Source organism: Sphingopyxis sp. NJF-3 (genome assembly GCF_053514865.1).
This window is the reverse complement of record NZ_CM130726.1, coordinates 274,367-287,507: the sequence shown is the minus strand read 5'-3', so window position 1 is coordinate 287,507 and position 13,141 is coordinate 274,367. Positions and strand designations below refer to the sequence as shown.

General features: G+C 65.8%; 12 protein-coding genes. 5 read left to right on the top strand and 7 right to left on the bottom strand.

The features are described from left to right. The 5 genes from ACOTSS_RS01255 to ACOTSS_RS01235 all read left to right on the top strand — a co-directional run bounded on the left by ACOTSS_RS01255 (position 1) and on the right by ACOTSS_RS01235 (position 5,049). A complete protein-coding gene (locus tag ACOTSS_RS01255; RefSeq protein WP_448689750.1) occupies positions 1-1,419 on the top strand; it encodes a sugar porter family MFS transporter in 1,419 nt (472 codons plus the stop codon). A gap of 43 nt (positions 1,420-1,462) precedes the next feature. Continuing rightward, complete coding sequence (locus tag ACOTSS_RS01250; RefSeq protein ID WP_448689749.1) at positions 1,463-2,332, top strand: 2-dehydro-3-deoxygalactonokinase; 870 nt, start codon at positions 1,463-1,465, stop codon at positions 2,330-2,332. Further along, on the top strand, positions 2,329-2,961 hold the full coding sequence (locus ACOTSS_RS01245; protein ID WP_448689748.1) for a 2-dehydro-3-deoxy-6-phosphogalactonate aldolase: 633 nt from the start codon (positions 2,329-2,331) through the stop codon (positions 2,959-2,961). Before ACOTSS_RS01250 ends, ACOTSS_RS01245 begins: the two co-directional genes overlap by 4 nt. Beyond that, entirely contained in the window at positions 2,958-4,535 is a 1,578-nt protein-coding gene (locus ACOTSS_RS01240; protein WP_448689747.1) for a glycoside hydrolase, read from the top strand. Before ACOTSS_RS01245 ends, ACOTSS_RS01240 begins: the two co-directional genes overlap by 4 nt. Positions 4,536-4,794: 259 nt before the next feature. Next, positions 4,795-5,049: an EexN family lipoprotein gene (locus ACOTSS_RS01235; RefSeq protein WP_448689746.1), complete on the top strand. Its 255-nt coding sequence runs from the start codon at positions 4,795-4,797 to the stop codon at positions 5,047-5,049. A gap of 1 nt (position 5,050) precedes the next feature. Here the strand turns inward: ACOTSS_RS01235 and ACOTSS_RS01230 are convergent, their stop codons facing one another. From ACOTSS_RS01230 to ACOTSS_RS01200, 7 genes are all read right to left on the bottom strand, one after another. Continuing rightward, positions 5,051-5,974, bottom strand: a complete 924-nt coding sequence (locus tag ACOTSS_RS01230) for a nucleotidyltransferase and HEPN domain-containing protein (protein ID WP_448689745.1) — start codon at positions 5,972-5,974, stop codon at positions 5,051-5,053. Between the two features lie 65 nt (positions 5,975-6,039). Next, positions 6,040-6,981: a DUF2493 domain-containing protein gene (locus tag ACOTSS_RS01225; protein ID WP_448689744.1), complete on the bottom strand. Its 942-nt coding sequence runs from the start codon at positions 6,979-6,981 to the stop codon at positions 6,040-6,042. A 379-nt stretch (positions 6,982-7,360) separates the two neighbouring features. Further along, positions 7,361-8,605 (bottom strand): HipA domain-containing protein, encoded by a 1,245-nt coding sequence (locus ACOTSS_RS01220; protein WP_448689743.1) that lies wholly within the window; start codon positions 8,603-8,605, stop codon positions 7,361-7,363. Continuing rightward, positions 8,602-8,820, bottom strand: a complete 219-nt coding sequence (locus ACOTSS_RS01215; protein WP_448689742.1) for a helix-turn-helix transcriptional regulator — start codon at positions 8,818-8,820, stop codon at positions 8,602-8,604. Before ACOTSS_RS01215 ends, ACOTSS_RS01220 begins: the two co-directional genes overlap by 4 nt. A 365-nt stretch (positions 8,821-9,185) precedes the next feature. Next, positions 9,186-10,229 carry a DUF7146 domain-containing protein gene (locus ACOTSS_RS01210; RefSeq protein WP_448689741.1) on the bottom strand — a complete coding sequence of 348 codons (1,044 nt, stop codon included), beginning with the start codon at positions 10,227-10,229 and terminating at the stop codon, positions 9,186-9,188. Between the two features lie 201 nt (positions 10,230-10,430). Further along, positions 10,431-12,644 (bottom strand): ParB/RepB/Spo0J family partition protein, encoded by a 2,214-nt coding sequence (locus tag ACOTSS_RS01205; RefSeq protein ID WP_448689740.1) that lies wholly within the window; start codon positions 12,642-12,644, stop codon positions 10,431-10,433. 127 nt (positions 12,645-12,771) lie between these two features. Beyond that, complete coding sequence (locus ACOTSS_RS01200; RefSeq protein ID WP_448689739.1) at positions 12,772-13,137, bottom strand: DUF6915 family protein; 366 nt, start codon at positions 13,135-13,137, stop codon at positions 12,772-12,774. Positions 13,138-13,141: the final 4 nt, after the last annotated feature.

Sequence of the window (13,141 nt, the reverse complement as noted above, 5' to 3'; positions counted from 1 at the left end):
ATGCACGCAATCGATATCAATGCCTCGTCTTCCGGAACTGCCACCGTGGGTGCCTCGGGTGCCGTCTGGCTGGCGGCCGCGGTGTCGGCGCTCGGTGGATTCCTCTTTGGTTACGACTGGGTTGTCATCGGGGGCGCCAAACCCTTTTATGAGGCAAGCTTCGGCCTGACCGCTCCGACCGATCAGGCTTGGGCGGTGAGCTGCGCGCTGATCGGCTGTCTTGCGGGTGCAATGGCGTCGGGGGCATTTGCGGACCGTTTCGGCCGCCGGCGCGCACTCCTGCTGGCGGCACTGATCTTCGCGGTTTCTTCGGTCGGAACGGCGCTGGCGCATGACTTTACCTCGTTCGTCCTGTGGCGGATGCTGGGCGGGGTAGCGATCGGCATGGCTTCGGGCCTTTCACCGCTCTATATCGCCGAAATCGCCCCGGCTGGCAGCCGCGGCAAACTCGTGTGTCTCAACCAGATCGCGATCGTTATTGGCGTGTTGACTGCTCAGATCGTCAACTGGCTGATCGCGCAGCCGGTTGCCCCCGCCGCAACGCTGGGCGAAATCGCGGCGTCGTGGAACGGCACTACGGGCTGGCGTTGGATGTTCGCTGCGGCGACGGTGCCAGCGATCGGCTTTTTGTTAGGCTGCCTGCTTATCCCCGAAAGCCCGCGCTGGCTCGCGCAGCGGGGTCGGTGGGACGAAAGTGCTGCGGTGCTGAACCGCTTCGGCGGCGCTGAATATGCCGATCGCGCGATTGCCGATATTCGCGAGGCCATGGCGACGGCGCCCGGCCGCAGCCTCGCCGCCGTTGTCCGCGAACCGCGCTTCCGGCGCGTTTTGGTGATCGGGATCGTGCTCGCGGTGCTGCAGCAATGGTGCGGCATCAACATCATCTTCAACTATGCGCAAGAAATCTTCGCGTCCGCGGGCTACGCTGTGTCCGACACGCTTTTCAACATCGTGATCACGGGGGTTGTGAACTGTGTGTTCACGTTGTTCGCCCTTATCACGGTCGAGCGCTGGGGTCGCCGCCGACTGCTCCTGATCGGCTGCGTTGGGCTCACGCTCATCTATCTCGTGCTCGGCGCCTGCTACCTCGCGGGCCTGCAAGGTTGGCCGCTGCTCCTGCTCGTTGTCGCAGCCATCGCCTGTTACGCCATGACACTTGCGCCGGTCACCTGGGTCGCGCTGTCGGAGATATTCCCGGGCGAAGCTCGCGGCGCCAGCATGGCGGTAGCGACAACCGCGCTATGGGCGGGCTGTTTCCTGCTGACCTACAGCTTTCCGCTCCTCAACGCCGCAGCGGGTACCGGACTGACTTTCTGGCTTTACGCCCTCATCTGCGTCGCCGGCTTCGTGTTTATCTTCCGCACCCTGCCCGAGACCAAGGGACAGACGCTGGAACAGATCGAGCAGAACTGGGCCTGACGGACCGCGGGTCCAACGCTCTAATCGCTAGGATCATGAATCAATGAGTGCGCCATTTCTCGCCGTCGATTGGGGAACGACCAATCGCCGCGTCTTTCGTATCGAGGACGGCCTTGTGGCGCATACCGAGCGCGATGCCCGCGGCGCCACCGGAATTACGGATTTTGCCGCTGAGGTAGGCGACATCCGCCATCGTCTTGGCGATCTTCCGATGATGCTTGCCGGGATGGTGGGGTCGAACCTCGGCTGGCGGACGGTGCCCTATGTGCAGGCGCCCGTTGGTTTGGCCGAACTTGCCGCCGGGCTCTGCTGGATGGACCCGCGCACTGCGATCGTGCCAGGCATATGTCACTTTGGCCCGTTCCGCTCGGGCGATGTCATGCGCGGCGAAGAAATTCAGCTACTGGGCGCTGCGGCTGCGGGGCTGGTACCCTCCGACGGCCTGCTGTGTCAGCCAGGCACGCACTGCAAATGGGCGCGGCTCACGCAAGGGAAGATTACCCACTTCACGACGGCGATGACCGGCGAATTGTTCGCGCTGCTGCGCAATCACAGTCTGCTGGCCGGCCAACTTTCCGGAGAAATAAAGGCCTGCTCCGCCTTTCGCGACGGGGTTCTCGAGGGAGCTATGGGCGATCTCGCGGCAAGCCTGTTCAGCATCCGCGCCGACGCTCTCCTGGCACTGCGCGTGTCCCGCGACGCGGCCTCTTTCGCGAGCGGGCTCCTTATCGGCGCCGACGTTGCGCATCGTCTGCGCCAATCTCCCGGCACTCCAGTCCATATTCTCGCCGATCCCGTGCTCGGCGAACTCTACGGAGCCGCGATCGGCACACTCGGCGGGGCATCATGTCGTATCGACAGCCATGCCGCATTCGTCGCCGGGATCACCAATCTATGGGAGCGCATCCAATGACCAACCGCGCCGATTTCGACACCGCATTTAAACGCTGCCCACTTATCGCCATCCTGCGCGGCATCAGGCCGGATGAGGTTGAGAATGTCGGTGAGGCACTAGCCGACGTCGGATTCACAATCATCGAAGTGCCGCTAAACTCGCCCGATCCGTTCGAGAGTATCGGCCGACTGTCACGCAGCCTGGCCGGGCGAGCCGTGATCGGCGCCGGCACGGTCCTGTCTTGCGAACAGGTCGAGCGCCTCGAAGCCGCCGGCGCCACGATCGCCATCGCACCGAACGCCAATACCGAAGTCATTGCTGGAGCGTCCGAGCGGGGTCTAGTTGCCATTCCGGGATTTGTGACACCGACCGAGGCTTTCGCGGCCTTGGAGGCCGGCGCCGCAGCGCTGAAGCTGTTTCCAGCGGAGGCGGCAAGCCCGGTCGGGCTCAAGGCGATGCGCGCAGTACTGCCAGCAACCGTCCCCATCCTGCCGGTTGGCGGCATCACGCCAGTGACAATGGAGAATTGGCGTGCCGCGGGTGCCAGCGGTTTCGGGCTCGGCTCAGCGCTTTATCAGCCTGGAATGACCGCAGCGGACGTACGAACGCGCGCGGAGCTATTCATCAAATCTTTGCCGCCCTCATGATCAGCGATGAAACCAAGGTACAACAACTGAATCGCAAAAGGACGAACCATATGAAAGCCGTTTTGATCAGGGCCTTATGTGCCGGCAGTGCGCTAGCCATTCTTTCGCAGCCGGTCGCAGCGGCGACCGCCCCTGCGTCGCTTCCGACCTGCGAGGGCGCGGCTCCGGTCACCATCCAGCTCAAGTCGGAGTGGTCGCAGCCGCGCACGACGTTCGCTGGATGGGGGACATCGCTCGCCTGGTTCGCCAGCACGACGGGCACATGGCCCGACCCGGTGCGCAATCGGCTCGCCGATCTTCTGTACGGGCCCAATGGCCTCGGCTGGACGATCGCACGCTACAACATCGGTGGCGGGCGAAAACCCGGCACACCGCCGCTATCGCGCGCCAATGCCAATGTTCCAGGCATGTGGCGGATGCCGACGGGTGCAACCGGCAAGGATTGGTGGCGGGCGGATGATCCCGCGATGTGGGACTGGACGGCAGACCCTGGCCAACAATGGTGGCTGGCCGCGGTCAAAAGCCGTGTCCCTGAAGACAAAAGGATCATCGAGGCTGCGGCCTATTCACCGCCTTGGTTCATGACGGTCAGCGAGGATGTCGCGGGCGGCGAAAAGCCCTTAACCGAAAATTTGCGTCCCGGATTTGAAGCGGCCTTCGCCGACTATCTCGTCCGGGCAATGAAGGGACTGGAGGCGCGTCACGGTATACGCTTCCACAGCCTAGCGCCGCTCAACGAACCCAACACCCCTTATTGGGTCGCGGGCAACCGGCAGGAAGGCAATTACTTCAGTCCTTCCGGCCAGGCGAGGATGCTGATCGCCGCAGACAAAGCGCTCCGCGAACACCGCATGGCCGCGATCCTGTCAGCAATGGACGAGACCAACCCCGATACCTTTGTTGTCGACTGGGCCGACTATCCCGACGCGGCGCGCGCTGTCGTCCGTCAGCTCAATGTGCATACCTACAGTACCACAGGTTCGACCGGACCGCGCGACATTGCGACAGTTGGACGGCTGCCACTGTGGATGTCCGAAGTCGATCTCGCTGCGCCGAACCGCCCACAGGATTTTGCGGACCGGTCGTCGGCGCTGGCGCTAGGCGAGCAGATCGTACTCGACTTCAAGCGTCTCGAGCCCGCGGCTTGGGTCGTCTGGCAGGCGGTAGAACCCAAGGAAGCGAAATCCAATTGGGGTCTGGTGCAGGCCGACATGTCCAGCCTCCGACCAGCCGACATGAGCATAGAAGTCACCGCTAAATATTGGGCGATGGCGCAGTTCAGCCGCCATATTCGGCCCGGCTTCCGTCTGGTGCGCAACGACGACCCGGATACGGTTACCGCGATTGCACCCGATGGCCGCGAAGCTGTCGTGGTTCATGTAAATCACGGGCCCTACCCCCGTCGACTCGCCATTGACACCGCCGGGCTTCGAGGCCGGCACTGGTCATTGGCCGGCAGTGTCAGCGACGATAGTCGCCAAGCCGCCCAGTTCTGTCACAATAGTTCCGCTCCACGAGGCGTGATCGCGCCGCCGCGCGGCATCACAACTTTCCGGCTGATCGCCGACCGATGACGCGTGCATTGAGACTTTCTGCATTCCTATCGCCGCCGCGCAACCCGCCGACGCTGGTCTTACAAGTTATCCGCTTTTTGCGGATGGCCATGACCGAGATGAGGCGCGTTGCTTCCGGCAGGTCCTGCGGGGCCCGAATGGCAGCTCCCAGACGTCGGTTTCGCGGTCCGCTATGACTGGGATGAGGCGCTAAGCTGCCGGAAATTGACTCCAGATCTGGATCCAGTTCCGGTTTCCCCCGGCGAGATTACGAGTATCTTTGCTTTCCAAAATCGAAATGGAGGATGACTTGGTTCGGCGCGGAATCTTGCTTCTTGGGCTTTGTATCTCGGCGTGCGGGCAGCCCGAGCCCCGAAGCGTGCAATATTTCGAAGCGCATCTCGACGAAGCGCGGGAGATCGTGGCGAGTTGCCGCGACGGATCGACGAAGGGTGACGAATGCAGCAATGCGGGCGTGGCCGTGCAGGTCGCGGAAGGCCGCGAACGGTTCGAGCGCTTCCGCGGGAAGAAATAGGCTAGTGACCGACGCGCGCTTCGAGTTCAGCAATGCGCTCCGAGCAGATCGCGTGCACGGCTCGCCCGAGTTCCTCGACGCGTTCCGCGAGCCACCGCACTTCCTCCTCGGTGGCACGGAAATGCTTTGAATAGCGGGCCTTCACATAGGCTTCCTTCAGCTTCTCGAACCGCGCACGATCGGAGCGCAGTTCACGCGGCCAAGCATCAACCAGCCGCATGTCGATACGCTCGGCCTGCGTCCGCAAAAATCCAAGGTTGTGCACGTGTGGCGTATAGAAGGTGCAGACAAGCAGAACACAGTGATAAAGGCTTTCCGTCGCCTGATGCATCAGGAAGACGGCACGCTTGTAGCGCCCTTTTGCGATTAAATGGTTTGCGCTGTCAGAAAAATCCTCCGCGGATGGAATCCACTCCTCGAAATACTCCCGGGCCAAAGCCAGCGCCTGCTCGGGCGTCTTCGGCTTCGGCTGGTGCAATTCCTTGTCGTCATATTCGTAGAGCGCGATGCCGTCCTTCGCGACGTCCATGAAGAAATAGCGCCCGTGCGCGAGGCCGTCGTTCACTTCCTGCAGCGTGTGAACGATGAAGTTGACCGGCGTCTTGAGCGTCTTTTCGATAGCGAGCTCGCGGGTCAGCCGATCCTCGAGCTTGCCCCAGAAATCGACCTTCTCGGTCAGGCGCTTGTCGTTGACGATGATCAGCAGGTCGAAGTCCGAGCGATAGCCTTTCGCCGTATGCGGTTCGTCGACCCAGCCGCCACGCGCGTAGCTGCCGTAAAGGATGATCTTGTCGATCCGGCCCTTCTTCTTCCAGCCCATGGTGCCGAGCGCGATGGCATCCTCGAATTCCTCGAAGACGATCGCCTTCACGCGTTCGAGTTCGCGCTGCTTGGTGGCCGGAAGATGATCAAGATCGGTACGCATGATGGGTCCTCACCCTGTAAGCAGCTTTGCCGGAAGGCAAGTGCGGTCGGATCCAGATCGGGAGTTCATTGCTGGACCCCGACACGAAAATCCCAGACCGGGATGCCGAAGGCGCGCGCCTTGTCGACGAGATTGTCCTGGATACCGGTGCCCGAGAAGACGATCAGCCCGGCGGGCATCGCATCGATCATCCGCTCGTTGCGCTTGAAGGGCGCGGCCTTCTTGTGACGGTTCCAGTCGGGTCGGAAAGCGACCTGCGGCACCCCCCGCGCGTCGGCCCAGCAGGCGGCGGCGCGTTCGGCGCCGGTCGGCGTCGCGCCATGCATCAGCACCATGTCGGGATGACGGGCATGAACCTTGTCGAGCGCGGACCAGATGTGGCGATGATCGTTGCAGGCGGGGCCGCCACTGAACGCGATGCGGGTACCCTCGGGGATCAGGGCCGCGGCTTTGGCGCGCAGGCGCCGGTCGAGAAAATCGCGGCTGTCGACGATCGCCGCGGTCATCGTCTTCTGGCGGACACGCGACCCCGAGTGCGGCACCCAGGCCTTGCGGACATGGATGCGATATTGCTCGGCGGCGCATTCGCGGAAAAACTCCATCGCGTCGCGGCGTTCGATCAGCGTGATCCCCTCGGCGAGTGCGCGCTCAAGTTCGACCGAACGGATTTCGCTGCCGTCCTGCGCCCGCTGGAGGTCGCGCTGCGCGGCCTCGTTGCGGTCGAGCTCGCGCTCGATCCGCGCGCCGGCAGCGTGGAAAAGATTGGCGACGCCCCAGAGCAGATCCTCGAGATCGGGTTCGATCCTTGTGTCGACCAGACAGCCCGCGAGCGCATCGAAGATGTCGGCAACGGCGCCGGCGGCGAGCCGGTCGTCGGGAAGCGGCCGGCGATCGGGTTCGTCCTCGAAGGGCCGATAGCCGTAGAGCTGCAGTTCCTGAAGGAGATGCGCGCTGGCTCCGGGTTCGAAGGCATCGTCGGGATCGGAAAGGTCGGGCTCGAGGGTCATGTCGTGTCTCGCTGAAACTGGCCGCGCCTTTCGCGGCCTTCGCGGCGACAGCTTGCGGCGCGGCGGGCGGGCGCGCACCGAAGGGGGCGCCAGCCCCCGCACGGCCGGAGCGTGAGCGGAGGATCGCGCGGACGGCGCTATTTTGTCTCGCGATGCAAAGGGGAGCAGCCCCGGCGGAAAATAGGGCCGTCCGCGGATTGCCGCGCCCGGCCGCCGTGCCGCAGTCGCCCTCCAGCGAAGGCCGAAGGCGCGCATGTCGGGCTGAGATGCGGCCCCGCTGCCGGCGACATACCGCGGACGACGCCAGGCGATCCGGCGAGGCCTGCGCGAGAACGCCGGAGCGATGCGGCGGGCGCGCCTGCACCGGCGAACCGGGCGGTCAGAGCGCGCCGCCGATGGCGTCGGCGCGGGCGGCGACAAGCGCGACCAGCGCCGACAGGATATCGGGGTCGCACCCTTCGCCCGCAAGCGTATCGGCGGCCGCGGGCGCGGCGTCGCGGATGCGCGTCGCGAGCGCATCGACGCGGCGGCGGACGAACGGCACGGCCAGCTCCATGTCGGCCGCGAAGCGTTCCCATGCGCGCGCGTCGAGGGCCTCGAGCTGGTTCGCGCGGCCGATCGGCATCGCGAAACGGGTGGCGATCTCGGGATAATAAGCGGTGACCATGAGGTCGTAGAGCGGCGCGAGAACCGTCGCCTCGTCGCCATAAAGGAGACTGAAATTCTTGCCATGGGCGTCGGCGTTGCCGATCACCGCGTTGAAGATGGCGGCGTCGAGGAGGCGCAGCAGGTCGCGCGCCGGCGTCGTGCAAATACGCCGGACAAGGTCGAAGCAGGCGGCGAAGCCGGGTCCGCCTTCGATGGCATATTTATTCTCGGGCGCGATGCCGAGGGCCTGGCAGAAATCCTCCTGGTGGATGCGGCGAATCGCGGTGCCGTCGTGGCGGCGGTCGAAGCGCTCGACGAGAAGATAGGCGATGGCGCCGGCACGCCGCGGTTCGACGCGGGCGACATCGAGGCCCACCCCGGCGGCAAGCCGCATCGCAAAGGCCTCGGTTTCGACGCTATTCGCGAACCGGGCGATGGCGGGCTTCACGATATGCGTCGTGGGCTGCCCGGGCGATGGCAAGGCGGGGACGCCGTCCACCAGCACCACGGGGAGCTTGGGCTGGGCGCCCGCGAGCGACATGCGAATGCCCTCGTCGCCGACGAGAAAGGGGCGGCGCGGCAGTTCGTCGAGAAGTTTCGCGAGTTCGTCTTCAGCTAGGGCCTCCGGCGCGAGAGGAGACGGTGCGGGAAGCGGCTGCCCTTCCGGCAGGATGACGAGCGCGCCGGCGACGTCGCCGCCGAGCGCGTCGAGAAGCGCATAGTCATTCTGGCGCGAGACCCCGGCGGCCTGCGCGGCGGCGGCGCGCTGGCCTTCATCGGGAAGAAGGCCAGCAAAAAAAGGACGGGTCTGCGCGCGGCTGAACGGTTCCGCCTGCCCGGGAAGCGACGCGGAGATCGGCCTGAACGCGGGATCGGCAAGCCACCCGGCGTCATAGGCGAAGAGCATCGTCCCTTCGGCATTGCGCGCGAGGGTGCCGATCCGCCGCGCATCCCACCAGACAGCAAGCTCGCTCATCCGGCCATGCCTTCGCCGGGCGCCGACAGCGCGACGGCTATGCCGAGCGTTTCGAGAACGCGCAGCACCTTGCCGATCTGAAGGGTGGGCTTGCCCGCTTCAAGATCGACGATGAAGCGTATGCCGACCCCGGCCGCGCCGGCGAGCTCGTCCTGACGCAACCCCGTCCGCTTGCGCACGCGGCGCACCGTCTGGCCGATAGAGACACTGTTCATAGAAATATTCCCGTTCGGGAATTTTCTAGCATGACCTGCGCTCGATTCCAATAAATTTTACCGCTCGGGAATATTAGGCCAAAATGAGGTCCGCAACGCCAAAATATTCCCGTGCGGGAATAGAAAAGCCGCCATCATGACTCCAAGGCAGGCCGACATTCACCCAGATGGCAAAGCGGACGCAGCTCTGCGTGAAAGAGCGCAGCCGCACACGCCGCGACGTTCGAGGATCGGCCCACAAGGCCGCACTTTCTGACGGAAGGAGGGGCGCAGATAAACTCGCCTTGTCCGAAAATTCAGGTTTTTCGGACATTCCCGCTGACGGACGAAGGAGGTCGAAAGCCCGACCGACGCGTCCGCGGCGGCTATGCGGCACGCGCGATCATCCGGACATCCTCGGCCGCCAGCTGTCCGGCAACGGCGGCCGCCACCCGAGCCCGTCCGAACGCCATCAGATCGTCGTTGAAGTCGCCGCCGAGCGGGCGAAGCGGCACGAGTTCGATATCGGCAGCCACGGCGCGCGCGGTCAGCGCCGCCAGCGCCGCCGCCCCCGCCGAATCCGCGTCGCAGGCCACATAAAGCCGGCGCAGTCCCACGGGAAAGCCGATCGCAGCGAGATGCGCGGCCGAGAGGCCCGCGATCATCGCGACCTCGGGCAGGATCTGGCGCAGCGACAGGATCGTCTCGATGCCTTCGCCGGCCGCCATGACCGGCGCCGCCGCGCCGAAGCGTACGCCGTTGCCGAGGAGATGGCCCATCGCACGGCGCGGACAGGCGACGGGCGCCTTGCCTTCTACCGGGTCCAGCCAGGTGCGATGGACACCGACGACGTCGCCGGCACCGTCAGTCACCGCCGCGATCATTGCGGGCCAGGCGCGGCGCACGTCGGGCGGATCATCGCGCGAGGGGCGATAATAGCAGTTCGGATGATAACGGAGCGACGCAAGGCCAGCACCACGATCGATGCCGCGCGCGGCAAGATAGGCGGACACGGGGGTGCCCGCGACGGGTTTCGACGCGGCCCAGAGGCGCCGCGCGGCCTCGCGCGTTCCGGGCACCGCCTTGCACGCACGCAGCGACCGCGACACCGTCGCCGGTGCCACATCGGGCAAGCTCAGGAAGCGCCGCGCTTCGGCGAGCGTCTCGCGCATCGCATGATGACCGCAGCTCGCCGCGATAATGTCGAGCAGATCGCCATGTTCGCCGCTCGCGGCATCGGTCCATTTGCCGGGCTGGCCACCGCTGCCCTCGGCACCGTGGAGCCGGACATAGAGGCTGCGCCCCGGGGTGCCGCGCACATCGCCGACGAGCCAGTAGCGTCCCTCGCGGCGCCCCTTGGGCAAATAGCGACGGCAGACGGCCTCGGCCTGATCGGCGAGACGGCGGGCGATGTCGGAAGGACTGTCCATGGGGCTCCTTAGCGGCTGGCATGACAGGCCCGACCTTTCGGCCGAAGCTGTCCGCGGGCGGCGCCGGCAGCCCCTGCCGGCAGATGCCGGAAGACTGGCACAAGGCGCGCGCGGATTTCAAGAAAATGCGGCGGCGACCTCGAGGAACAGGCCGACGCCGCACGGAGGATGGCGGGGCGACGCGCGCCGCCCCGCCCGATGCTATTCGGCCGCGGCGGGCAGTTCATCCCAATCGTCGCCGTCACCGCCGGCATCGCCGCCGGATCCGGCCTCGGTCGCGGCATCGTCCGCCCCGACTCCGGTCTGATCGCTGCCGGCATCGGTGCCCGGGCCGCCGTCCCCGCGCCCATCGTCGCCCACGGCCCCACCGGCGTCTGCGGCGTCTGCGGCGTCTGCGGCGTCTGCCGTTTCATCGGCAGCCGGCTCGGGCGGGGTCCGCATCGGCTCGGGCAGCCAGCCCGATTCGTCGAGCAGCTTTTCGGCTTCGCGCGCCATGTCGGGCTTTTTGAGATGGTCGATCATGTTCGCGAATTCAGTCCCGCGCGCCTCGGCGACGTCGGCGAGCAGCCGCGCCTTGGTGACGCCGCGGAAATAGCCGTCGGCGGTCGGCCGCCAGCCCGCCGCGACGACATCGAGGCTGACCGCGCGCGCGAGCACATGGCTGTGCGCGATCCGGCGTTCGACGCGATGCTGCGAGACCCGCCCGTTCGGATATTTGGGCAGAACCTCGGCCTGGGCGTTGAGCCCGAGCGAGGCGCAATGCGCGAACAGCATCGCCTGTTCGGTCTCGTCCAGCGCCAGAAGCGCATCCCACAGGTCGACATCTTCTTTCGGAAGCCGCTCACGCCATGCCGCATGGCGCGCCTCGATCGACCGCGCCGGCGCGCATTCGCGCAGACCCGCAGGCTCGTTGGTGAAATAGACGATGGGTACCGACAGCTCGAGGCAGGTCTCGTGGCTGGTCCGGTAGAAGACCGACAGGACGAGCGCATGCAGCACCGCCGCGAACGCCGCCTGCGGATTGCCGGCGAAGGCATCCTGCAGCGCGAGCGTGCGCCAGGCGGTGAGGTCGGACACGATCCGCTCGGGGAGCGGTTTCAGCCCCTCCTCTTCGGGCGCGTCGGGGGCAGCTCCCGCTTCGTCGGCCGCACCGGGATCGGCCGCGTCATCGCCGTCCGGCCCGCCATCGCCGCCGGGGTCGCCGTCACGACCATCTTCCGCCTCGGCCACCGGTTCGTCCTCGGGCCGCACGAAACCGCGATCGACGCGGATCGTGCCATCATAGTCGATCGACACGAACGCGCCGGCAAGACCGATCTCACTTTCATCGAAGATCTGAGGCCGATCGGTCAGTGCGCCGATCTCGGCTTCGATCGCCTCGAGGCGCGCATGCACCTCCTCGGGCACGTCGGGCTCCTCGGACCATCGATCCGACAGCGTGTCGGCCTCGGTCTCGAGCGCCGCGAGCTTCGCTTCCTCCTCGTCGGTCATCGCGACCTCGGTGCCTTCGAGCACACGAAGTCCGCGCGTCGCGCCATAGGGGAAGTCGACAAGGCTCTCGACCCACTTCCAGCCCTCGGCCCCGATGCGCTCGGCGATCGCCGCGAGCTTTTCGCTCACGAGCCGGTCGAGCAGCGCCGGGTCGGTGAGCCAGCCGCCATTGTCGGCCTCGAAGAGGTCGCGCACGATGCCGCCACCCGCCGCGAGATAGGCATCGACGCTCACGAAGCGCACGCGCTTGTCGGTGGCGCGGACAGTATCTTCGGTCAGCTTCTGCCGGATGAAGGCCGGCGACGTGTTGAAGCTGTGTTCGAGCATGTCCCAGACCTGCAGCTGGCGCGCATGATCGTCCGAAACCGTGAAAGCCATCAGCTGGTCGAGGGTCATTTCATCCTCGGCGTAGAGGTCGTGCAGCGCCGGCGACACCGAAGCCAGTTTCAGACGCTGGCGCACCACGGCGGGCGTCGTCATGAAATGCGCCGCGATCGCTTCGACCTCGGCGCCTTTGCCCACCATCGCCTGCATCGCGCGAAACTGGTCGAGCGGATGCAAATTCTCGCGGACGGCATTTTCGGCATAGCTGTCCTCCTCGGCGAGGATTCCCGCCGCCGACTGGACGATGCAGGGCACCGGCGCGTCCTTCGCGAGGCGCTTCTGCTTCACGAGCAGTTCGAGCGCGCGGTAGCGCCGGCCGCCGGCGGGGATTTCGAACCTGCCGGTTTCCTCGCCATCGTCACCGAGCTCGGGCCGCACATTGAGGCTTTGGAGCAGGGTGCGGCGGGCGATGTCGTCGGCCAGCTCGCCGATCGACACGCCGGCTTTCACACGCCGGACGTTAGACTGGGAGAGGACCAGCCGGTCGAACGGAATATCGCGCGACGGGCTGAGGGTGATCTTCGGTTTAGCTTTGGCCATGGCCATTCTCCATGACGGACCGCCGCGAGACACTCTCCCGGCTCACCAGCCCGTCATGGCGGAGGCGCGACCCTCTTCCTCGGGGAGGAGAGAGCCGCGCCTCGCCGGTCTGCGGGCGGCGCGCGGGTCAGGCCGCGATGGCGAACGGATCGACGGCGGCATGGATGGGCTGCGCCCGTCCCATCCAGGGTTCGGGCCGGATGCACCGGACCCAATCGGCAAAGCTCGGAATGAAGCCGAGATCCTCCCGCACATGCTGTTCGCCGATCAGCCGGACGGGCACGACGCGCCCGGTGGAGATGGTGATGGCCGCGCCGAAGAAGCGCTCGAGCATGAAAATACCCTCGGCATGGTGGCGCAGTGCGCGGTGCCGGAAGTCGGCGGTAATCAGCTTCGACGGCTCGTCGAACCATTGGTGCAACGGCTGAAAATCCTCCGGGCATCCGCCCCATTTCTTCGCGCTGGACAGCGCGTGGTGATAGCAATGTCCCATCGAA

What these genes read in the sequence shown, in the direction of transcription:
- ACOTSS_RS01255 (WP_448689750.1), top strand. Translation starts at nt 1, where the DNA reads ATGCACGCAATCGATATCAATGCCTCGTCTTCCGGAACTGCCACCGTG.
- ACOTSS_RS01250 (WP_448689749.1), top strand. Translation starts at nt 1,463, where the DNA reads ATGAGTGCGCCATTTCTCGCCGTCGATTGGGGAACGACCAATCGCCGC.
- ACOTSS_RS01245 (WP_448689748.1), top strand. Translation starts at nt 2,329, where the DNA reads ATGACCAACCGCGCCGATTTCGACACCGCATTTAAACGCTGCCCACTT.
- ACOTSS_RS01240 (WP_448689747.1), top strand. Translation starts at nt 2,958, where the DNA reads ATGATCAGCGATGAAACCAAGGTACAACAACTGAATCGCAAAAGGACG.
- ACOTSS_RS01230 (WP_448689745.1), bottom strand. Translation starts at nt 5,974, where the DNA reads ATGCGTACCGATCTTGATCATCTTCCGGCCACCAAGCAGCGCGAACTC.
- ACOTSS_RS01225 (WP_448689744.1), bottom strand. Translation starts at nt 6,981, where the DNA reads ATGACCCTCGAGCCCGACCTTTCCGATCCCGACGATGCCTTCGAACCC.
- ACOTSS_RS01220 (WP_448689743.1), bottom strand. Translation starts at nt 8,605, where the DNA reads ATGAGCGAGCTTGCTGTCTGGTGGGATGCGCGGCGGATCGGCACCCTC.
- ACOTSS_RS01215 (WP_448689742.1), bottom strand. Translation starts at nt 8,820, where the DNA reads ATGAACAGTGTCTCTATCGGCCAGACGGTGCGCCGCGTGCGCAAGCGG.
- ACOTSS_RS01210 (WP_448689741.1), bottom strand. Translation starts at nt 10,229, where the DNA reads ATGGACAGTCCTTCCGACATCGCCCGCCGTCTCGCCGATCAGGCCGAG.
- ACOTSS_RS01205 (WP_448689740.1), bottom strand. Translation starts at nt 12,644, where the DNA reads ATGGCCAAAGCTAAACCGAAGATCACCCTCAGCCCGTCGCGCGATATT.
- ACOTSS_RS01200 (WP_448689739.1), bottom strand. Translation starts at nt 13,137, where the DNA reads ATGGGACATTGCTATCACCACGCGCTGTCCAGCGCGAAGAAATGGGGC.